Origin of the sequence: Gemmatimonas sp. (genome assembly GCF_044345575.1) — a bacterium.
GTDB lineage: Bacteria > Gemmatimonadota > Gemmatimonadetes > Gemmatimonadales > Gemmatimonadaceae > Gemmatimonas.
Genome location: NZ_JBIJAW010000010.1, coordinates 1 through 21,448 on the forward strand (window position 1 = coordinate 1; position 21,448 = coordinate 21,448).

Below are 21,448 nucleotides of genomic sequence, written 5' to 3' on the forward strand. Positions count from 1 at the left end.
ATCGCCTATACCAAGGACGGCTCGCGCCTCATGGCGGCGCGCGGGTCGCGCTTCAGCCGCCTGCGCCAGTTCGAGGATTTCGGCAACATCGCCAACGGCGAACTCGAGTACGTGACACTGCCCGCGGCCGGCGGCGACGTGACGGCTGTGGCGTGGAGCGGCGCCGCCACGTCGCAGCAGGGACGCAACGTGCCGCATGTGGGCCCCGATAGCACGCGCCTGTACGTGTGGGCGGGCACCGAAGGACTGGTGAGTATGCGATTCGATGGCAGCGACCGGAAAGTGGTGGTACGCGTGTCCGCACCGCCACCGCCCACGGGACCGCTGCCGCCGGGCGCCACGCCGCCCCCGCCGCCCACGCCCGACGAAGTGCTGCTCTCCCCCGACGGATCGCGCGCGCTCGTGCTGGCCAACAACAACGTGTACATGGTCACCGTGCCACCAGTCGTGGGGCAGGCCCCGGCGGTGAGTGTGAACGGCGCCGGCGTACCCACCACGCGCCTCACCCGCATCGGCGGCGATTTCATCGGCTGGTCGCCCGACGGAGCGGTGGCGCATTACTCCATTGGCCGCAGCTACTTCCGCTGGCACGTGCGCACCGCCGAAGGGGCCGTGCGGGATTCGGTGCAGCGCGCCGACTCCCTCGCCAACGCCACGCCGGTGCCCAATGCACCGCGTGACACCACCCGTCGTGCCGCCTTCGCCTACGCGCCGCAGCGTTTCGACGTGACCATCACCGCAGCCAAGGACAAGCCGCGCGGCACCATCGTGTTGCGCGGCGCCCGCCTCGTCACGATGAAGGACAGCACCATCATCGAGAACGGCGACCTGGTGGTGACCGACAACCGCATCGCCGCCGTGGGGCCGCGTGGCAGCGTGGCCATCCCCGAGAACGCCAAGGTGATGGACGTGAGCGGGACCACGATCATCCCCGGCTACGTGGACATCCACGCGCACAACTGGTTCGGCTGGGGCGTGCACCGCGATCAGGTCACGCAGCTGCTCGCCAACCTCGCGTACGGCGTGACCACGCAGCGCGATCCGCAAACGTCCGCTACCGACATTCTCACGTACCACGACCTGATGGAGACGGGCGCCCTCATCGGCCCGCGACTCTACTCCACGGGCCCCGGCATCTTCTCGGCCGACAACATCAAGAGCCTCGACGAAGCCCGCGACATTCTGCGCCGCTACGCCGATCACTACAACACGCAGACGATCAAGCAGTACCTCGTGGGCGATCGCAAGGTGCGGCAGTGGGTCATCATGGCGGCGCGTGAGCTCGGCCTCACCGCCACCACCGAGGGCGGGTCCAACCTCACGATGAACATGACGCTCATGCAGGACGGCTATCCCGGCCTCGAGCATGCGCTGCCGGTGTTCCCGCTCGCCGACGACGTGATCAAGCTGCAGGCGGCGAGCGGCATCACCTACACCCCCACCCTCGTGGTGGGATACGGTGGCCCCATCGGGCTCGATTACTGGCTTACACGTTACAACCTCGACACCGACACCAAGCTGCGCCGCTTCACGCCGCACGACGAACTCGATTCGTGGAAGCGTGGCAACTACTTCCGCGAGGAGCAGTACATCTTCAAGGGACTCGCCGCACAGCTCACCAAGATGGTGCGGGCCGGCGGCCGCGTGGGTCTTGGCTCACACGGCGAGGTGCAGGGGCTTGGCGTGCACTGGGAGTTGTGGATGATGCAGTCGGGCGGTCTCACGCCCTATGAAACACTGCGCGCCGCCACGCTGCACGGCGCCGACGCCATCGGCATGGGGCGTGATCTGGGCTCACTGGAGGTGGGCAAGCTCGCCGACCTGCAGATCCTCGACCGCAACCCGCTCACGGACATCCAGAACTCCAACTCCATCCGTCACGTGATGAAGAACGGCCGCCTGTACGACGGCAACACGCTTGACGAAGTGTGGCCGCGCGAAAAGAAGCTGCCGCCGCAGTGGTGGTGGAAGGAACTGCCGCCGCAATGACCACGCCGTAGCGGCTACGTGTGGCGCGGCAGCACTCCACGGAGGTGCTGCTGCGCCAGCGCCGCGTAGTGCGCGGTGTTGTCGAGAATGCCGGCGCGCGCCGCGTCCCCATGGTTCCGCACCACCTTGGCGGGCACCCCCACCACGAGCGAACCGGGCGGGATCACGGTGTTCTCGGTGACCACCGCCCCGGCGCCGATGATGCTGCCGCTCCCCACACGCACGCCGTTGAGCAGGATGGCGCCCATTCCCACGAGCACGCAGTCCTCGAGGATGCTGCCGTGCACGATGGCGCGGTGGCCGATCACGCAGTCCTCACCCACGATGGTGGGCTTACCGGGATCGGCGTGAATGACGGCACCGTCCTGCACATTGCTGCGCGCGCCGATGGTGATACGCTCGACATCGCCGCGGATGACGGCGGTGGGCCACACGCTGGTGTCCTCGGCCAGATGGACATCACCGATGACGACGGCGGTTTCGTGGATGTAGGGGGCGTGGGGCATAGGAACGGCGGGAGTAACGGCGAGAGTAACAGCGGTTGACCTGCAGACGGCAGACGGCAGGCACTACAGACGGCAGACGGGAGGAGTATGGTAGAACATTGCGGGCCCGGCCGCTGCGCGGCGGGCCCGGTTTCTTCACTTGCGCGCGTCAACGATTGCGCGGCTTTTTGCGTGGATCCATGACCGGGATGTTGCCGAGAAAACGGGTCGTCCACACCGCCAGGACCCCGCAGTCGTTGAGTTCGGTGAACTCGGCGGGGCGCTGCATGGGGCGCGAATACACCTCGAGTGCAGCCACATCACTCGGCGGGACGATCTCGTCGAGCGAGAGTCCGGAAGTGATGAAGCGGAACCCGTCGAGGTACACGATGGGAATGCATTCCTGTCCGCCGTTACCGCGCATGTACACGGTATTGCCGTAGCCGAAGCGCATACCGAGTCGCACGCCGGGGATGCTCCACAACGCGCTCGTGAGATTGGTACTCGTGCGCTCCCGCACCGTGCGTCCGTCCAAAATGGTACCAAGCCCTCGGCGCCAACGCCGCTCGATGGCCTCGACATCCGGCGGCAACTTGCGGCCGGCCACGACACGCACGGTATCCAGCGTCACGCGCGACTTCTCCAACGTGAACGCGGCCGCTACGGGTTCACCGGGCACCAACTCTACGCGCTGGCGGATAGGATCGTAGCCCACGGCGCGTACCTCCACCGTCTGCGTACCAGCCGCCGCATCGCTGATGCGAAACACGCCGCTGCTATCGGTACGCACCGCGGTGCCGCTCCCGAGCACGCGCGCCACCGCGCTGGTGAAGGGCGCGCCATCGGCCGTGGTGACACGACCGCGCACCGCCCCGGTGCCGCGTCGCCATGCGGCATCGGCGCTGTCGGTTTTCACGAAATCCGCGCTGCGATCCAGCACGAAGTCGGCTACCACGTACTCGGTACTCGGTATCGCGAGCTCGATTACCCCTGTGCTGTCGCTTGCCGCGTAGGCGAGCGCCGTGACCGTAGTTCCCTGCGGGACGCCGCACAACACGAACTGCCCGGTGCTGTCGGTACGGGCCACCCGCGCTACCAACTCACGCTCCATCTCGTTCTTCGCGAACACCCATTCAGGCCAACTGGCGCGCACGCTGGCGCCGGCCAGGGCACGACGTGACGCCGCATCGCGTACGTCGCCCACGACCACCGCCGTGCTGTCATCCGCAGTCACGCCACAGAGCGTCCGCGCCAGTGACGCCCCACTGGGCACCGCGAGCGTGACATCGATATCGCCCGCCTCCACCACATCCACGCGCGCCAGTGGTGGCTCGAGGCGTAGTGAGTCCAGTCGCGGGTGCAGGAACGACAAGAGCCACGTCCCGGCTCTTAATGCGGGCACACTGAACGCGCCCGTGGAGTCCGTACGGGCGTCCAATCCCTCGCCGGCGTTGTCGCTGCGGAACACGCGAATCGCCGCGTTGGCGAGCGGCGCTCTCGACACGCTGTCGTAGACCACGCCGCGCAAACGGGCAGCAGGTTGTGCCTCCGCCGGCTGCCCAAAGGCCAGCCACAGCGCACAGACACCAGCCATGCGTTTCATCATCGGCGGCTCCGTCGAGGGTCGATCACTGGAACGTTTCCGACGCCCAGACGGGTCCAGACGAGGAGAACGCCGCACGAGTTGAACGGATTCATGAACTCGGCAGGGACATTCGCGGAACGCGCGTAGACCTCCACCGCGACGACCTCCAGCGGCGAGACGAGCTCGTCGATGGAGATGTCCCCCATGTCCAGTGGGAAGCCGTCAAGAAACACGGGGGCCGCGCACTCGCCCCCACCGACGCCGCGCATCCACACGGAGTTGCCGGCACCGCTGCGTGTCCCGAGCCGAACGCCGGGAATACCCCATAGCGCGCTGGTGATACGCGTGCTTGTGCGTTCACGGATCGTGGTGGCATCCATGAAGACGCCGAACCCTCGTCGCCACCGTTGCTCGAGCCGCACGACCTCTGGCGGCAGCTTGCGCCCGGCAATCACGCGAATCGTATCGAGCAGCACACTCGACTTGGTAATCGTGAAGGCGAGATCGAGCGCGTCGCCTGGGCGCAGGACCACGCTTCGCCGCTGTGGTTCGAACCCGACGGCGCGTATCTCCACGGTCTGCGTACCAGCCACGGCATCGATCACACGAAAGACACCCGCACTATCGCTCCGAACGGAGGACCCACTGCCGAGGACACGCGCCACGGCGTTGGGGAACGGCTTGCCGTCGGGCGTCGTAACGACGCCGCGCACGGCCCCACGCCCGCGCTTGCCCGTTGCCCCGCTCGCGCCAGCGACTGGTGAAACGAGACCACCGACCGTTCGATCGATGACGAAATCGGCCACGACGTAATCAGCGGTGGGCACCGTCAGCTCGATGACGCCCGTGGTATCGGCGCCGACATACGCGAGCGCGGTAACCGTGGTACCCTGAGGCACCCGACACAGGACGAACTGCCCCGTGCTGTCAGTGCGCGATACGCGCGCGACGTCCTCCCGGGCCATCGCCTTCTTGGCGAACACCCATTCGGGCCATGTCACACGCACAGTGGCGCCAACCAACGGCCAACGCGCCGCGGCATCGCGCACGTCGCCCACGACGACGGCCGTGCTGTCGTCGAGTGTTGCCCCACACAATGCGCGCGCCAGCGACGCCCCGCTGGGCACCGCGAGCGTGACATCGATGTCGCCCGCCTCCACCACATCCACACGCGCCAGTGGTGGCTCGAGCCGCAGTGAATCGAGACGCGGATGCAGGAACGACAAGAGCCAGGTCCCGGCGCGTAACCCGGACACACTGAATGCGCCCGTGGAGTCGGTGCGGGCGTCGACACCGTCGCCGGCGTTGTCGCTCCGGAACACGCGAATCGCCGCGTTGGCGAGCGGCGCTTTGGACACGCTATCGAACACCATACCGCGCAATCGAGCGGTTGGCTGTCCATTCGCACGCCCCGATCCGGCCAACAGTCCGGCGAGGACCAACCCCAAGGTCAGTGCGTTGCGTGTCATTCCCGCTCCCCAAAAACGAGTGTGGGGCGTGCGTATACTGGCTTCAATCTGCGGATTGGTGACCCTCGGAAGAACAGCCGCGACATCAGAAATACCCGCCGAGCGTCACGTAGAATGCCCCACCCCGGCTCACTCCCGTCGGCGCGGCATACGGTGCGGCGGCTCCCACCCGTACGCGATACGGCGCGTCGTACTGCACCGCCACATCAACCACCAACTCGGCGCCCGCGCTCGCGATGATCCCGTCACGAGCGCCGCGCGGCAAACACACCGCCGTGTTGGCACGAAGCGATGCGGGACACCAGGCGCGCGCAGCGTCGCTGAACAGCGCCACGCTCAACCGGTCGGCGTACAACGTGAACGGACTCGGCAGCCGGCGGAACATCAGCAGCGGCGCCCGATACTCCACCGTGCCACCGAGCGCGCGCGAACCGCGCTGCACACCCGGCGCCACGCCACGCACGGGGAACGCGCGGGCAGGATCGCCGACACGCAGCCCCGGGAGCAGCTCAGACAGCACGCCGCTCGTGCCGCCCACGCTGAACTCCGTCTGCGTCCGAGTGTCGGTCTCACCACTGACCACCCGTGCCGCCAACACGTGACGCGCGTAGCCGGGGAGCGGAAGCGGCAGATACCCACGCGCACTCACCACCGAGCGCCACGAGCCCGTGTTGGCGCCGCCGCTGCGCCAGCGATACTGCAGGTTGTGCGACAACGTGATCCCCTCTTCCACGCTCACGCCGCGCAGCGCGAGCCGCGCCGTGCTCACACTGTTGGTCACGTACACACTGGGATAGCGGGTACCACGACGCAGCAGCGAGTTGGCCGCTCCCAGGATGGAATCCGCCGGCGCCGTGAAGTCACGCATCTCGTATTGCGTGCCCACGGTGTTCACGTAGTTCCAACGCACGCGCGGCACCACCGTGGTGAGCGACGCCGTGAGGAAGCGCCGGCGGCGGGCGACGTTTCCCAGCGTCTTCCCCGAGTCGCTTGCCACACGGAAAGTACCGTCCCATTCCTGCGAGGCGTCGAGCCCTGCCACGGGCACGCCGAGGCCAGCGTAGCGGTAACTCGCCGAGGCGTCGATCTCACGACGGGACACCGCCGACAGCACGCTCACGTCCCACGCGTGACGCTCGAGGATGTCCACCCCGCTCGTGCTCGCCCCGAGCGTGGCATCGCCCAGCCGTCCCTCGCCCACCAATGGCAGCCAGTATCGCGGCAGCAGCTGACGCAACGGCGCATACCCGCGCGCGTCGCTGGCCACCACGCGGGCCGAGTCGGCATAGTCGAGTTCAGCGGTCCGCGCCGCATACCAGCCGGTACGCGCCATGCCCCCCGTGGTGTCGAGTGGCGCGACCACCACATGGAACCCGTCACCACGCTGCATGAGCGCCGTGACCTGCCGACCATCGGGTGACACGCTCGGCTCGTACACGGCATACGCCGTGGCCCCCACTGCCGTGGCGCCGCTCCCCGACCGCCACGTCGTGGTGTCCACCACGCCCCGCGCGCCTCGCACACCGGTTTCGATCTGCATGCGCCCGCTGCGATCACTGGCCCACACGAGCCGTGCGCCATCCGGCGTGAACGACGGGCTGGCAAACACCCCGCGCTCGCCGGCCACCACGCGCCGCATGGTGCCATCCTCGCCAAGCACCACCACGCGGTGCACACCGTCGGGGAGCAGTTGTACCGCCACGAGCTCATCGCCGCGTGGCGACCACCGGGGTTCCGCCCATTTCACGCCCTGCTGCAGCGGGTGCAGCGGCGTGATGTCCCGACCATCGGGCGATACGCGTACCAGCCGGCTCGCATTCGGGGCGAACTGCACGGCGATAATACGGCCATCGCGGCGCACATCGGGCTGCGTGAGGCGAGCCCCATGAGTGAGCCGGCGTTCGCGCGCGCCTTCGCGCACATAGAGATCACTGCGCAGCACATACGGATCGCGGCGCTCGAGCTGCGCGAACACCACACGCGAGAGCGACGAATCCACCGGCGCGTTCACGTCGAGCGCATTGCGCCAGGCGATACGTGTGGCCTCACCACCGCGCACCGACGCCACATACAACCCGGTGACCTCGCGCCCCGTACTCGCGCTCCACACCAGCGAGTCGTTCCCCACCCAGCGCGGCGACTCGGCGTACCACCCGTGCGTACTCACCGTACGCCAGCTCTCTGCGCCTCCGCCTATCTCCGCGGCACTCCGCGTGCGCAGTGAATCGAAATAGCCGCGCCACAGATCGCTGAAGCGCGCCCCGAACGCCACACGCGCATTCCGGTTGAGCCGAAACGGGATGAGATGCCGCGCCGTGGTCTCCACGAACCGGCGCATCCCCAGCGCCGTGTCGGCCGAGGCGTCGGCACGGTCGCTCGCCCGCTCCATGAGCGTGGTGCCGTAGCCGTACGCCGTCTGACCACGCGGCCAACGCGACGTGGACAGACTCCATCGCCCGAAAGGCACCAGCGCGCTGTCCAGAGCCGCCGCGCGCAGCATGGCGGGAAACTCGGTGCTCACCACGCGTCCGCTTTGCGTGAGCGCACTCTCGTAGTGCACCGCCAGCCCTTCCTTCACCCAGCTCGGCGTGAAGGCGTTGGGAAAGAAAAGCGGGTTACGCCCGAACACCGCCCGCCCCAGCCGCCACAGCCCGCGCGCCGGATCGAGATGGAACACGTGCGCCAGCTCGTGCGTGATGACCATGCGCAGCCAGTCATCGTGAAAGCGGAGCTCCCGCGAATTGAGCGGCGGCACCGCGTACACCACCACCCGGTTGCTCGGAAAGGTGGTGGCGTAGCCGTTGCTCACATCGGTGTTGTCGGTGAGCAGCACGTCGATCACCCCACGCGGCGCCACGAGCTCCGCATTCAGCTGCGCGTACGCGCGCTCGGCGTGCACCGCAGCCAGACGCGCGAGGGAGTCGAGCGCGACGGGGAAATGCAGACGGATGTGCGACGTGGAGATGGTGCGGTAGGCGCCACGCGGGTCGGTCTGCGCCTCCGCCGACACCGCAGAAAACAGCGCCAGCACGACCCACACCAGCACACGCTTCGCCAGCGCCCCCCACGCCAGCGCCCCCCTCACCTCCCCGCTTCCCTCTTCAACCATGCGAAGTACTTCTCCAGCCCCACCACCATCCCTTCCGCAAACTTGAGCTGGAACGCCTCGTCGCGCATCGCCGCTTCCTGCTCGGGGATGATCACGAACAGCCCCTCGGCCAGTGCGCTCGGATACCAGCTCGGACGCGCGATGGCGAGGTTCTGGTAGTGCACCCCAAGGTCCCGCAGGCCGAAGCGCGCCTGCAACGCCTGCTGCACTTCGCGCGCCAGCGGTTCGCTCGTGTTGTGATAGAACAACGTGCTCGTACCGTTGGTGGTGAACGGATTCACGCCATCGGGGAGCGCGTTGAGATGGATGCTCATGAAGGCGTGCGCATTCTCCCGGCGCGACTGTACCGCGCGTTCGGTGAGGCCCACCGGCGCGAGACTCGTGCGCGTCATCACCACGTTCGCGCCGCGCGCCCGCAGCAACTCCGCGAGCTTGAGCCCCACGGGAAACACGGCATCCCCTTCGTAGAGCCCGGTGGGTCCGGTGGAGCCGGCGGGCGGATGCCCGGGGTCCACCGCGATCGTGAGTCCCTTGAGCGGTTGCGCCGCGTCGATGCGGGGCACGCGACGCACCCGCAGCACGAACGCGCGGCGTGCCTCGTCCCAGAGTGACAGCCACCCATACGCCGGTTGCGAGAGATGCAGCGTGACGCGCACCCGATCACTCGTCACCTGCTCCCACACCATGCGGCGCACCAGTGAATCGCCTCCGGCCGCACCACCCTGCAGCGGCGAGATCTCGGGGTTAGCCTGCACGCCGTACAGCGTGAGCACCAGGGTGCGCCCCTCCGCCTCCACATGGTGCGCGGGACGATCGCCCATGCCGATCACCACGTCTGCGTACTCCTCGAGCGGCGCGACGCGAATGCCCCCGGTCACACGCCGCGGCAGCGGTGTTCCGTCGGGGAGGAGCGTGATCTCGTCGCTGTCCACCCACACGTCGAGCGCCTCGTCGAGGCGGACGCGCGTGAACCCATTCTGCCGCCCCGTTACCTCCAGCACCGCCTGCGGGAGCAGTTGCCACTTGTACGTCCCGTTCACGATGGTGCGCGCGCTGATCGCCCGATCGGTATCGCTCCCCACGCGGTTCGCGCTGCGGAGCGCGCCGACCACACGACTGGTCGCACTCAATGCCCGCACGTACGGCACCGCAAGCAGCAGCGAATCGGAACCGCGCGCCACCAGCAGGCGTGCCGGTCTCGCGCTGTCGGCCAGCACCTGCGCCGCCACGTCGGTGGCAAACACCACCGAGGCGTCGGTCACCGAATCGGGCACGGCCTGCGTGCCCGGCCCTCCGTCAGTCACGGCCGCGGGCACCGGCGCCACCAACGGGCGACGCACCCCGTCGGCACCCGTCAGCGTCACGCGCGCGTTCCGTGGCGCCCGTACGCTGACCCGCAGCAGCTCCTGCGGCCTGGCCCACCACCCACGCGCCGGAACCACCGAGCTGCTGTCGACCCGCAACACACCGGCGGCCGGCAATGCCCGGCGCACCGGATACCGAATGGCGACCGAGCGCCGCACCGTGTCGGCCCCGCGGGTCACCAGCAGGTCGTAGCGCGGGCTTGTCGCCGGCGGCAGCGGCAGCCACGCCAGGAACGCGCCGTTGGGCGCCACCGGCACCGGCATGCCATTCACCGACAGCGTCGCATCCCCCGACCCCACGCTCCCGAGCAGAAAATTCGAGTCACGGGCCGACACCAGCTGGTTGACGGCGGGGTACCGCACCGTGATCGCCAACGGGGAACCGCGCACCTCCGGCACGGCCGGCAGCCCGGGCGTGAATCCCGGGCCCGGCGACGGGGCAGCAGGAGCAGGAACAGGCACCGGCGCGGGCGGCGGACTGGTACGGCACGCGCCGAGGAGAACGAGCAGACTGAACGGGAGCCACGGCGAGGCGGCTCGGGGCAAATAACAGGGGGAGCTCCGCATAACTCCGAATTTGACCCCGTACCGAAGCCCCGGCCATCTTGAAGAGGCGGTCAGTATTCCGCTCTTTCGGATTCCGGCTGGCTGGTGCAACCTCCGGCGATCCCGTCCGTAGGGATTTCAGACCCCCGCCCTACGGCCGCACAGGCCCGACACACAGACGCTGTGACCGTTCCCGCTTTCAATTCCCATTCAGCGCAGCCACCGAGCGATGACCACCGAGTGGTGGCTCGGGTGTTTGCGCTGACGGATGTGGGCCGGTCGCGCGAACACAACGAGGACACCTTCCTCGTGGCCGACCTCGAGTCCGGGGCGACCGTCGAATTCGATCAGGGGCACCAGGAGATCGGCGCCGATGCGCACGGGCTCCTGTTTCTGGTGGCCGACGGCATGGGCGGCGCCGCGTCGGGGGAGTTGGCCAGCAGCATGGCGGGCGAGCTCGTGCTGGAGGGGCTCCGCAAGCGTTGGACGCCCAACGCGAAACTGTCGGCTGAGTCGTTCGCCGAATCGCTGCGCGACGTCACCGTGGCCGCCAACGCGCGTATCCATCAGCACGCGCGCGACTACCCGGAGCATCGGGGGATGGGCACCACGGCCACGATTGCCGGACTGCTGGGTGACCGGCTGTATCTGGTGCAGGTAGGCGACAGCCGGGCGTACCTCGTGCGGGACGGCAAGGCGCAACAGCTCACGAAGGACCAGTCGTTGATGCAGCGGCTGGTCGAAGCGGGCGAGCTTACTCCTGAAGAGGCGGAGGTCAGCGACCGTCGCAACATCATCCTGCAGGCGCTGGGGCCGGAAGCACACGTCACGGTTGACCTCACCCACCAGCAGCTGCGCAAGGGTGACACGCTCATCCTGTGCAGCGACGGCCTCTCGGGCATGGTGAAGGCGGAGGAGATCGCATCGCTCACGGCGACCGAGCCCGATGTGCGGATGATGTGCCGAAAGCTCGTCGACCGTGCCAATGCGCGCGGCGGACCGGACAACATCACCGTGGTGGCCGTGCGTTTCGACGGCGAGGGGCTCACCCCCTGCAACACCGCCGATACGGTGGGATACACGGCGTTTCCGTTGGCGGGTACGCTCTTCGAGCAGATGAAGGAGATGACGGTCATCCCGCGCGCGCCGCGCACGCCAATCAAGAGCGACCCCACGGCACAGAACGGTATTCGCCGATCGACCCCGGCCGATGGCGTGCCAGTGACCGAGCCCGATCACCTGTTCGTCGAAAAGCGCATGACCGAAACGGGGGACGATCCAGCGGCCGATCGGGCCAGCGATGAGGCCGCCGACGCTGAAGAGCGGCGCCGCGCCGTTCAGCCGGTGTTCCTGCCGCTCGCCGCGGTGGCGATTGCCGCCGCTGTGTGGACGGCGTTCCGGTTCCTGCGCGGCTAGCCGCACCGTTCGCGGCCAGCCCCCTCCTCTACCGCTTGGCGCGCAGCAGCCCGCGCCCGGCTGCCTGCTGCATGACGCGGTCACCGCTCCACGCGATCACGGTGGGCACGTCCATCGCGAGCTGTTGTACCCACCGCGGGTCGCCCAGGCCGATCAGCACCACGTCGCGATGCATCGCCACGGCCTGCTCGGCCAGCGCCTGCACCGCCGCGATGGTGTCCTCGCGAAGCGTGTGCCGTCCCTTGTTGGGGAGATAGTCGGCAAAGAGCGCAATCACGAACGGCCCGGCACTCGCGGGGGTGGGCGCGTTCACGATGCGCGCGTCGTTGCCACCAAGCCGCATCGCGTCGACGATACCGGTACGATCGGGGCGACGTCCTTCCACATCGTCATCATCGTCGACGATCGCGACTTCAGTGACGCCGGCCATCGGCGGCACCGGTCCGTGCTCGATGCGCAGGACCTTGTCGGCGAGCAACGCGCCCCACGCGGTATCGGCACCGCTCGGGCGACGCCAATCGTTCGGCGGTGACACCCACTGTGCCCACTTGAGGCGACGACGCACACTCTGCTTCACGCGCTCGGGGTCGAGTGTCCCGTCGTCGAGCGCCTTCTCGAGGGCATCGAGCGTGGTATCGAGATCGCCCGGCGACAGCAGCACATCGCAGCCGGCGCGAAGCGCCTGCACGCACGCCTCGGCCACCTCGCGCCCCTCGCACACGCCCGCGAGCGTCATGAGATCGCCGACAAGCAGATTGTCGAACTTGAGCTGCTGACGCAGCAGCCACTGCAGGATCTCACGGGAGAGCGTGGCGGGGACCCGGCTGCTGTCGAGTGCGGGATAGGCCACATGCGCCGTCATCACACTCGCCACGCCGCCGCTGATGGCGGCGCGGAACGGATGCAGATCGAGCTCCTTGAGCTGGTCAGCCGGTGTATCGACGCTCGTCGCCTCGCGGTGGAAATCCCGGTTGGCGCGACCGATGCCCGGGAAGTGCTTGGCGCAGGCCATCACCCCTTCGGCCTGCGTGGCTTCGACCCACGCCTGCACCAGTTGCGCCACCTTGCGGGCATCGTTGCCGAGCGTACGCGTACCGAGCAGGGGATTCTCGGCGAGCAGATCGAGATCGCACACCGGCGCCAAGTTCCAGTTCACGCCCATCGTGCGCGCCTCGCGCGCGGTGAGACGCGCCGCGCGTCGCAGCGCCTCGATATCCCCCAGTGCCGTGATCGCCGCCAGCGGCGGCAATCCAGTGGCGCCGGCGAACTGCTGTCCGGCTCCCCGCTCGAGTTCCGCGGCCAGCAGCAGCGGATGCTTCGACTTGAGCTGCAGCTCCTTGGCCAGCGCGCGCACCCCGTCCTGCTCACCGCCACTCAGCAGAAATCCACCAACGCCCAACGACAGCGCGTGATCGATGAGGGCGCGCGTTTCGGAAAACCCGCGATCCGGGGTCCAGCGGATGACCGGCAGCAACAACTGCGCGAGGTCGCGACGCGACTGTTCGCTCATGACAACACACTCTTCGCAACGGGAGTCAGTGCGCCGAGGACTCGCGGCGCACGCGCACCGGTGGCGCTGGGCACATTGCCCGGCCGCCCGGTGAGATGGAGATAGCCGAGCAACGCGAAGGCCACCGCTTCCTTGGCCTCGGCGTCGAAGAACAACGCATCGAAATGCTGCACCGCCGGCATGGTCTTGCCGGTACGTTCGGCGTGCCACGCGAAGGCCCCGTCGAGGCAGTGCAGCAGGAACGGATTGCGCGAACCACCACCCGACACCACACAGTCGGCCGGTATCACCGGCAACCACATGGCATACTGCCCGGCGATGGTCGCGGCGGTATACGCCGCCGCCGTGGCCACGATGTCGGCATCGGCGCCACCAGCGGCGCGACCGCGGGCGATGAAGTCGTCGATGAACGCGGGGGTGAACAGTTCACGTCCCGTGCTCTTGGGTGGCGCTTCGTGCAGATAGGGCAGATCGAGCCGGTCACGCAGGACGGATTCGAGGATGCGTCCGCTTGCGCCGATCGCGCCGTCCCGATCGAACGGTTGGCCGAACAACCGCTGCGTGACACCATCGAGGACCACCACGCCGGGGCCGGTATCGAACGCGCGCGTGGGTTCAGATTGCTGCAGCATGCGAGGCGGCACGAGTGTGACGTTGCCGATGCCCCCGATGTTCTGCAGCGCGCGCCACTCGGTCTCGTGGGAGAAGAGCAGCAGGTCGGCCATGGGCACCAGCGGCGCGCCCTGCCCGCCCACAGCCATGTCGCGCGTGCGGAAATCGTTGATCACGGCGCACCCCGTGAGCTCGGCGATACGCGCGGCGTCGCCGATCTGCCACGTGCTATGTCCCGGCTCGTGCCACAGCGTCTGGCCATGCGACGCAATGGCGTGCACCTCGAGCGGCGACACGCCGGCGTCGCGCATGGCATCACGCGCGGCCTCACCGAGCCATGTGCCCAGGTCGGTGTGCAAGCGGCAGTACTCCTGTGCGCTGGCGCCGTGCATCGCGGCGGCGAGACGCGCGCGCGCCGCATCGCCGTAGGCGCGCTGCGCGAAGTGGCGCAGGTCGGCGTACACCCGACCATCCCGTTCGCCGAACGCCACCACGGCCACGCTGATCCCGTCGAGCGACGTGCCCGACATGAGGCCGACCAACAGCCGTTCACGGTCGGCGCTGGGCGCCATCGTCATCACGCGTCGGGAGCGGTCACGGGCGGCGGCGCGTGCGGCACCACCTTGCGAATCACGCCGCCAGCCTCGGCCAGGCGCGCGTCGGCGGTGGCCGCATCCACCTGAAGCGCGTACATCACCAGTGCGCGCTTCACGCGCCCGTCAGCCTGCTCGAGCAACGTGCGCGCGGCCTCGCGTGCGAGTCCCGTGACTTCGCACACGATGCGCTCGGCGCGATCCTGCAGCTTCACGTTGGTGGCGCGCAGATCCACCATGAGATTGCCGTAGCTCTTCCCCACGCGAATCATCGCACCGGTGGTGAGCATGTTGCACACCAGCTTGGTGGCGGTCCCTGCCTTGAGCCGCGTGCTGCCCGTAAGCACCTCGGGCCCGACGATGGGAAGCATGAGGATGTCGGCGTGCGCCTTCATCGCCTCGGGGGGCTCGCTGCAGGCGATGAGCGCCGTGGTGGCCCCACGCGCCTTCGCCTGCTCGAGAGCGCCTCGCACAAACGGCGTCGTGCCGCTCGCCGCGATCCCCACCACCACGTCACCCGCGGTCACATCGTGCTGCACCATCTCCGCCGCGCCGGCGGACGGGTCGTCTTCGGCGCCTTCGATGGGGTTGCGCAGCGCGTGGTCTCCACCGGCGATGATCCCCACCACCATGCGCGGGTCGGTACCGAACGTGGGGGGACACTCGCTCGCGTCGAGCACACCGAGTCGTCCTGACGTGCCGGCTCCTACGTAGAGCAACCGCATGCCGGCCCGGAACGCGGCTTCGATGGCCGCGATGGTGCGCGCGATGGGTTCGCGCTGCGAGGCCACGGCGTCGGCCACGGCCCGGTCTTCCGCGTTGATGAGATCGACGATCTCGAGCGGCGACGCGAGATCAACATTGACGGTGCGCGGATTGCGACGTTCGGTGACCCGCGGGTCGAGCGTCGGAGCGGACACAGGCGGTGACTGAGGGGGCGGCACGGACACAGGGGCGCGAGCCTCGCTGGAGCGCGGTGCGCAATACGTCCGCACGGTCGGGAATTCCCGCGGATCCGTGCCTGTTCGGGGGACGCCTAGGTAACTTAACGGAAGGTCAACCTCGGAGCCCTGTTGAGCCCGGTATTTCCTCGTAGCACCCGGTCGGCTTGGCGACCGCTTGTGGCCGTCCCGCTGATGCTGTGCGCCATGGCTACGCTCGCACACGCCCAGATTCGCGGACGACCGACCGTTGGCGGCCAGGCACCGCGTGGCCCCAGTCAGGGGTGGTGGGTGTCGGGTGGCGCAGCCGGGGTGGTCATGGGGACCATCACCGACGGCGCCTCGAGTGCACGATGGGAGTTCGGCACGACCCCGCAGTGGCAGGCACGCGGTACCATCGAGAAAGCGCTCGACATTGCGACCACGTTGGGCGTATCCGCCGGCTACGGCGTGATGAACGTGAATGTCTCCCGGCTCGCCGTGCCCGGTCAGGTGACGCCAGATCCCCGGGCCGTCTGTATCAACCGCTGCGACGCGCAGCTGGAGACCTGGCAGCTCATGGGCCAGTTCCGCAGCGGCGGTAGCCCCGGCTTTCACACCTACTTCGAGGCCCAGGGGGGCGTGAACGGCTTCCGCAATTTGCGTACGCGGGACTCGACGGCCGCCCCGATCGGCCCGAGCACCACACAGATGGACTTCGCCGGCTCGCTTGGTTTCGGTTTCGGCTATACCCTTTCGCCGGGTCTCGTACTCGGCCTCGTGCAGGACTTCGGCATGGGCTGGCATTCGCAGGAGAAGCTGCCGAGCGATGCCAGCCGAACCTATCGCACGCGCGCGACACGGGCGACGTTGCGGTTCAAATTCTGAGGCAGCGGCACACCGCGCCCGTTCCCTCTTCCCACCCGTCAAGCACAGGTCTTCCCATGCGCGCTCCCTCCTCGCGCTTTCTGTTTGCCACCCTCGCTGCGTCGGCCGCGCTGAGCGCGTGCGCCGGCACCTCCACGCCCAGCACGGGCGCGTCATCGACCACGACGGCGAAACCGCTGGGTGATCCGGCCATTCCTGAACGTGTCGCTGCGCAATTTCCTGCGGGCTGGCGTCTCCCCAGCGGTCAGCGCGCCACGTTTGCCCCGAGCGTGATGGCGGTGAGCAACAGCAGGGAAGCGAGTGCCGCCGCCGCCGAGATCATGAAGCAGGGCGGCAACGCCGTGGACGCGGCTGTTGCCCTCGGCTTTGCGCTCGCCGTGTCGTGGCCCGAGGCGGGAAACATCGGCGGTGGTGGCTATACCGTGGTGCGCATGGCCGACGGACGCACGGCGGCCATCGACTATCGCGAAGTGGCCCCGCTCGCGGCGACGCGCGACATGTACCTCGACGCCAATGGCCAGCTCACAGCGAAGAGCATCTACGGACATCTCGCGTCGGGCGTGCCAGGGGCCGTGGCCGGGCTCGCGGCAATGCTCGAGCGCTACGGCACGATGCCACTCGCCAAGGTGATGCAGCCAGCCATCGCGCTCGCGCGTGACGGATTCGTGGTGGACACCGCGCTCGCCACCAGCATCGACCGCGCGTCGAAGACCCTCGTGCGCTACCAGCGCAACTCACCGTTCACTCCCAACGGCGCGCCGCTCGCCGCGGGAGCGCGTCTCGTGCAGCCGGATCTTGCCCGTACGCTGCAGGCCATCGCCGATCGTGGCCCCAAGGCGTTCTACGAAGGCTGGATCGCCGATTCTCTCGTGGCCGAAATGCAGCGCGGTGCGGAGGGCGTAACCGGGATCATCACCAAGGCCGATCTCGCGAAGTACACGCCCGCGTGGCGCACCCCCATTCGCACCACGTTCCACGGCTACGGGCTGCTATCCATGCCGCCGAGCTCGAGCGGCGGTGTCACCACGGCCGAGGCGCTCAACATTCTCGAGCAGTATCCCTCGCTCCCGGAGTACGGGAGCACCCGCTGGTTCCATCTCGTCGGCAGTGCGTACCAGCGCGCGTTCATCGACCGCAACGCGAAGCTGGCCGATCCCGACTTCGTCCCCGTGCCGCTGGCGCAGCTCACGAGCAAGACGTACGCGGCGAAGCTCAAGGCCACGATTGCCGACACGCGCAGCACGCCCACGCGCGAGCTCGAACCGCTCATGCAGCAGGCGGCGCGTGAGCCCGAGCACACGACGCATTACTCTGTCGTCGACGCGAAGGGCAACGCCGTGGCCACCACCACCACGCTCAACAACTCGTGGGGCTCAGGGGTGTGGGTGCGCGGCGCCGGCTTCATGCTCAACGACGAGATGGACGACTTCGCCGCACAACCCGGCAAGCCCAACATGTTCGGGCTCGTGCAGGGCGAGGCCAACGCCATCCAGCCCGGCAAGCGCATGCTGAGCGCGATGTCGCCCACCATCGTGCTCGACCCGAAGGATCAGGTGCTCATGGTGGCTGGCGCCGCCGGCGGCCCCACCATCATCACCGGCACCAGCCAGGTGATCCTCAACGTCATCCAGCATCGCATGTCACTCGGCGATGCCATGCGCGCGCCGCGCATTCATCATCAGGCCCTGCCCGATTCCCTCACCTTCGAGGCCGGGGGCATCAAGCCCGCGGTGCTCGACTCCCTGCGCGGTTTCGGTCACGCGATGCGCGAACTGCGCAGCCTCGTGAACGTGAACGCGATCATGCGCGTGAAGGGAGGATGGGAAGGGCAGCCGGAACCCCGACGCTCCGGCGGCGCGATCGGCTATTGAGCGATTTGAGAGGTGAGATTCGAGCGGGGAGCATGAGAGTCGAGGGGCGAGACTGAGAAGTGAGCCCGGATAGAAGCGAGAGGTCAGTACTCTCGAGTTGAGAGGTCAGCGCGCGGTGCCCTGACTTCTCACTTCGAGACGACTGACCTCTCGCTTCTATCCGGGCTCAACTCTTCGTCTCGCCCCACTCGTCTCTCGACGCTGTAGTCTCAGATCTCAGTTACGGTACCGGCGCCGGCCGCACGGTGATTGGCGCGTCCAGCGTCACCGCGATCGTCGCGCCTCCCGCGATGCAGGTGTCGTAGTTCGCCGTCGCGGCTGCGGCCGCCGTCCCTGCGGCCGCGCCCGCAGCCGCGCCAATCACGGTGCCCTTGGTGTTCTTGCCGATCACCTGGCCCGCGATGGCACCGAGAATCGCGCCGCCCGCCACTTTCTTGGCATCGGACGCCTTGTTGGCGCTCCGCACGCGTTCCGCACTGGATACCTGCACCGTGCTCTGCACCGGGTAGGTCTTTCCACCGAACTGGACCGAGACGAGCCGCACGACCAGTGTCGTATTGTCGTTGCTGTTCTGCGCCGTCTTCGCTTCGGCGACCTCGAACGTACCCGTGGCACCGGCCGGGATGCTGATGCCGTTGGTGGCACTCACCGGGCTCGTGAGCTCACCCGTAAAGGTGTCGCCCACCGCCACGGTGTTGCTGCACACCTTCGTGCCGTTCGCAAACTCGAGGCGCGCGCCCGCTGCCACCGTCCCTGAAACCGGCGTTGCCGGTGCGGGCGCCGGCGCCGGCGTGGCCGCCGCGGGCTTGGGGGAAGGTGCCGGCCTGGGCTTCGGGCTTGGCCTGGGGGCCGGAGCGGGCGCCGGTGCAGCGTCCGGAGCAGGTGCGGGCTCAGGCGCCGCCGGTACATCCTGAAGCTGCGGCTGCACACTGTCCTGCTGCGCCAACGCCAGGTCGCGGCCGAGCGTCGAATCGCTCGCCAATGCGCCGGTGTCGTCCTTGGCTCCTCCGCAGGCCGCCAGCACCATGAGTGCCGCAGCCGACAACGTCGTAGTCAGGGGGACACGATTCGGACGGATATATTGACGCATGGGCAAACTCCCGGGGGAAAAGGGCAAACTGGGCGCGTGGCGAACGCTGCGCCGCCTTCTCCCATACTACCACCCGTATCGCCTCAAGGTTGCGCTCGGGCTCGCCTCGGTCGTCACATCGGCAGCGCTCGCCACGTCGATCCCCACGTACCTGCAACGCGGCCTCGACCGTATGCGCGACGGTGCCCCCGCGCGCGAGGTGTGGCAACTGGGCGTGGTGATGGTGCTCACCTCCGCCGTCGCGGGTGTGCTCCGCTTCACCATGCGCAACACGCTCAACGGCGTGAGCCGGCACATCGAAACCGATCTGCGGCGCGACATCTTCACGCGCCTCACGACGCTCGACGCCGCGTGGTACGCGCGCTGGCGCACCGGCGATATCATGGCGCGCCTCACCAACGACCTCAGTGCGGTACGCATGGCCGCCGGGCCGGCGGTCATGTACTTCACCAACACGGTGTTCGGTGGGCTGTTCGCCCTGGTGATGATGCTGCGGATTTCACCGCTCCTCACTGGCGCTGCCCTGCTGCCCATGATTGGCCTGCCTTTCCTCATGCTGCGGCTCGGTCGCCTGGTACACGCCAGATTCGAACGGGCCCAAGAGCAGTTCAGCCGGCTGAGCACGCGCGCGCAGGAAAACGTCTCCGGCGTGCGCGTGGTGCGCGCCTACCGACAGGAAGGGGCCGAGGTGACGCGCTGGCACGCGCTCGGCGAAGAATACCTGCACGCGAACATGGCATTGGCCAAGTTGAACGGGCTCATGAGTCCGGGCTTCGCGCTCCTCGCTGGGCTCGGCACTGCCGTCACGATCGCCGTTGGCGGCGGCATGCTCATTGAGGGCGGCATCACCGTAGGCAACTATCTCGCCTTCACGCTCTACCTCGGCATGCTCACGTGGCCACTCATCGCGCTCGGGTGGACGACCAATCTCTTCCAACGCGGCGCGGCCTCACTCACGCGCGTGCTGGAGGTCCTTGAAGCGCAACCCACCGCTGTGCACGACACCGGTGTGGCCACCATATCACCGGGTGGACGCGGCCGTCGTCTCGAGTTCCGCCACGTGTCGTTCCGCTACCCCGCCGCGCGCGGCAGCGAACACACCGACGACGCACGTTGGGTGCTGCGCGATTTGTCGTTCGATGTGCCCGCCGGCGGCACGCTGGCCGTTGTCGGCGCCACGGGGTCGGGCAAGAGTGCGCTCATGGATCTCGTCCCGCGCCTGTTCGACCCGCAGGAGGGAGAAATCCTGCTCGACGGTGTGAACATCCGCGACCTGCCGCTCGAAACCCTGCGGGCATGCATCGGCTTCGTGCCGCAGGAAAGCCTGCTGTTCAGTGAGACCGTGGGTGACAACATCACCTACGGCCTCACCTCGCCCGCGATCAGCGCGACGGAGGCGTACCGTCGTCGCGATGAGGCTTCGCGCATCGCCCAGCTGCACGACACGATCGCGGCCCTCCCCGATGGCTTCGAGACGAAGCTCGGTGAACGGGGCATCAATCTGTCTGGCGGCCAGAAGCAGCGGACCGCGCTCGCTCGGGCACTCGCCCGCACCCCCGATGTCGTGCTGCTCGATGACTCGCTGAGCGCCGTGGACACGCACACCGAAGCCGCCATTCTCCATGGCCTGCGCGAAGCGCTCATCGGTCGCACGGCCGTGATCGCGTCGCACCGCGTGAGTACGGTGCGCGAAGCCGACCACATCATCGTGCTTGCCGACGGCCGTGTCGTGGAACAGGGCACCCACGACCAGCTGGTGACGCAGAACGGGCGGTACGCGGAACTGCTGCGGCGGCAACAACTGCTCGACGCCATCGAGGCGGCGTGACTCGTGTGGACACGCGCTCTCGCTGAGAGTCGAGCGGTGAGACCCGAGTGGTCAGCATGACAATCGAGCTATCAGCATGAGAAGCGAGCCCGGATAGAAGCGAGATCTCAGCGTTCTCGAGGTGAGAAGCGAGGGTGTCGTCCCCGCTTCTCGCTTCTGGAGAACTGGCGTCT

General features: G+C 68.1%; 14 protein-coding genes. 5 read left to right on the forward strand and 9 right to left on the reverse strand.

Annotated features, from left to right (window positions below; genetic code table 11):
• Positions 1 to 1,989: amidohydrolase family protein (locus ACIQ6O_RS01515; RefSeq protein ID WP_396205996.1), on the forward strand; the 1,989-nt coding region annotated here is incomplete at its 5' end.
• Between the two features lie 14 nt (positions 1,990 to 2,003).
• Here ACIQ6O_RS01515 and ACIQ6O_RS01520 read toward each other — a convergent pair.
• The 5 genes from ACIQ6O_RS01520 to ACIQ6O_RS01540 form a co-directional block, all read right to left on the reverse strand.
• Positions 2,004 to 2,495, reverse strand: a complete 492-nt coding sequence (locus tag ACIQ6O_RS01520) for a gamma carbonic anhydrase family protein (RefSeq protein WP_396205997.1) — start codon at positions 2,493 to 2,495, stop codon at positions 2,004 to 2,006.
• 148 nt (positions 2,496 to 2,643) lie between these two features.
• On the reverse strand, positions 2,644 to 4,080 hold the full coding sequence (locus ACIQ6O_RS01525) for a carboxypeptidase regulatory-like domain-containing protein (protein WP_396205998.1): 1,437 nt from the start codon (positions 4,078 to 4,080) through the stop codon (positions 2,644 to 2,646).
• On the reverse strand, positions 4,077 to 5,432 hold the full coding sequence (locus tag ACIQ6O_RS01530; RefSeq protein WP_396205999.1) for a carboxypeptidase regulatory-like domain-containing protein: 1,356 nt from the start codon (positions 5,430 to 5,432) through the stop codon (positions 4,077 to 4,079). The genes ACIQ6O_RS01525 and ACIQ6O_RS01530 overlap by 4 nt, the downstream gene beginning before the upstream one ends.
• A gap of 181 nt (positions 5,433 to 5,613) precedes the next feature.
• A complete protein-coding gene (locus tag ACIQ6O_RS01535; protein ID WP_396206000.1) occupies positions 5,614 to 8,637 on the reverse strand; it encodes a hypothetical protein in 3,024 nt (1,007 codons plus the stop codon).
• Positions 8,610 to 10,463 (reverse strand): N-acetylmuramoyl-L-alanine amidase, encoded by a 1,854-nt coding sequence (locus tag ACIQ6O_RS01540; RefSeq protein WP_396206001.1) that lies wholly within the window; start codon positions 10,461 to 10,463, stop codon positions 8,610 to 8,612. The genes ACIQ6O_RS01535 and ACIQ6O_RS01540 overlap by 28 nt, the downstream gene beginning before the upstream one ends.
• A 336-nt stretch (positions 10,464 to 10,799) precedes the next feature.
• On the opposite strand from ACIQ6O_RS01540, the gene ACIQ6O_RS01545 reads away from it, so the two are divergent.
• A complete protein-coding gene (locus ACIQ6O_RS01545) occupies positions 10,800 to 11,963 on the forward strand; it encodes a PP2C family protein-serine/threonine phosphatase (RefSeq protein ID WP_396206002.1) in 1,164 nt (387 codons plus the stop codon).
• Between the two features lie 28 nt (positions 11,964 to 11,991).
• Here the strand turns inward: ACIQ6O_RS01545 and ACIQ6O_RS01550 are convergent, their stop codons facing one another.
• Genes ACIQ6O_RS01550 through murQ form a run of 3 tightly spaced genes read right to left on the reverse strand, consistent with a single transcriptional unit; the run spans position 11,992 to position 15,598 of the window.
• Positions 11,992 to 13,473 carry a glycoside hydrolase family 3 protein gene (locus ACIQ6O_RS01550; RefSeq protein WP_396206003.1) on the reverse strand — a complete coding sequence of 494 codons (1,482 nt, stop codon included), beginning with the start codon at positions 13,471 to 13,473 and terminating at the stop codon, positions 11,992 to 11,994.
• Entirely contained in the window at positions 13,470 to 14,663 is a 1,194-nt protein-coding gene (locus ACIQ6O_RS01555) for an anhydro-N-acetylmuramic acid kinase (RefSeq protein ID WP_396206004.1), read from the reverse strand. The genes ACIQ6O_RS01550 and ACIQ6O_RS01555 overlap by 4 nt, the downstream gene beginning before the upstream one ends.
• On the reverse strand, positions 14,663 to 15,598 hold the full coding sequence (gene murQ / locus ACIQ6O_RS01560; RefSeq protein ID WP_396206005.1) for an N-acetylmuramic acid 6-phosphate etherase: 936 nt from the start codon (positions 15,596 to 15,598) through the stop codon (positions 14,663 to 14,665). Before murQ ends, ACIQ6O_RS01555 begins: the two co-directional genes overlap by 1 nt.
• Positions 15,599 to 15,826: 228 nt before the next feature.
• Here murQ and ACIQ6O_RS01565 point away from each other — a divergent pair, with 228 nt between their 5' ends.
• Entirely contained in the window at positions 15,827 to 16,486 is a 660-nt protein-coding gene (locus tag ACIQ6O_RS01565) for a hypothetical protein (protein ID WP_396206006.1), read from the forward strand.
• Positions 16,487 to 16,542: 56 nt separating this feature from the next.
• Positions 16,543 to 18,357: a gamma-glutamyltransferase gene (gene ggt, locus ACIQ6O_RS01570; RefSeq protein ID WP_396206007.1), complete on the forward strand. Its 1,815-nt coding sequence runs from the start codon at positions 16,543 to 16,545 to the stop codon at positions 18,355 to 18,357.
• 220 nt (positions 18,358 to 18,577) lie between these two features.
• Here the strand turns inward: ggt and ACIQ6O_RS01575 are convergent, their stop codons facing one another.
• Positions 18,578 to 19,447: a hypothetical protein gene (locus tag ACIQ6O_RS01575; protein WP_396206008.1), complete on the reverse strand. Its 870-nt coding sequence runs from the start codon at positions 19,445 to 19,447 to the stop codon at positions 18,578 to 18,580.
• On the opposite strand from ACIQ6O_RS01575, the gene ACIQ6O_RS01580 reads away from it, so the two are divergent.
• Positions 19,446 to 21,275, forward strand: a complete 1,830-nt coding sequence (locus ACIQ6O_RS01580; protein WP_396206009.1) for an ABC transporter ATP-binding protein — start codon at positions 19,446 to 19,448, stop codon at positions 21,273 to 21,275. The two genes, ACIQ6O_RS01575 and ACIQ6O_RS01580, sit on opposite strands and share 2 nt — an antisense overlap.
• Positions 21,276 to 21,448 lie beyond the last annotated feature (173 nt).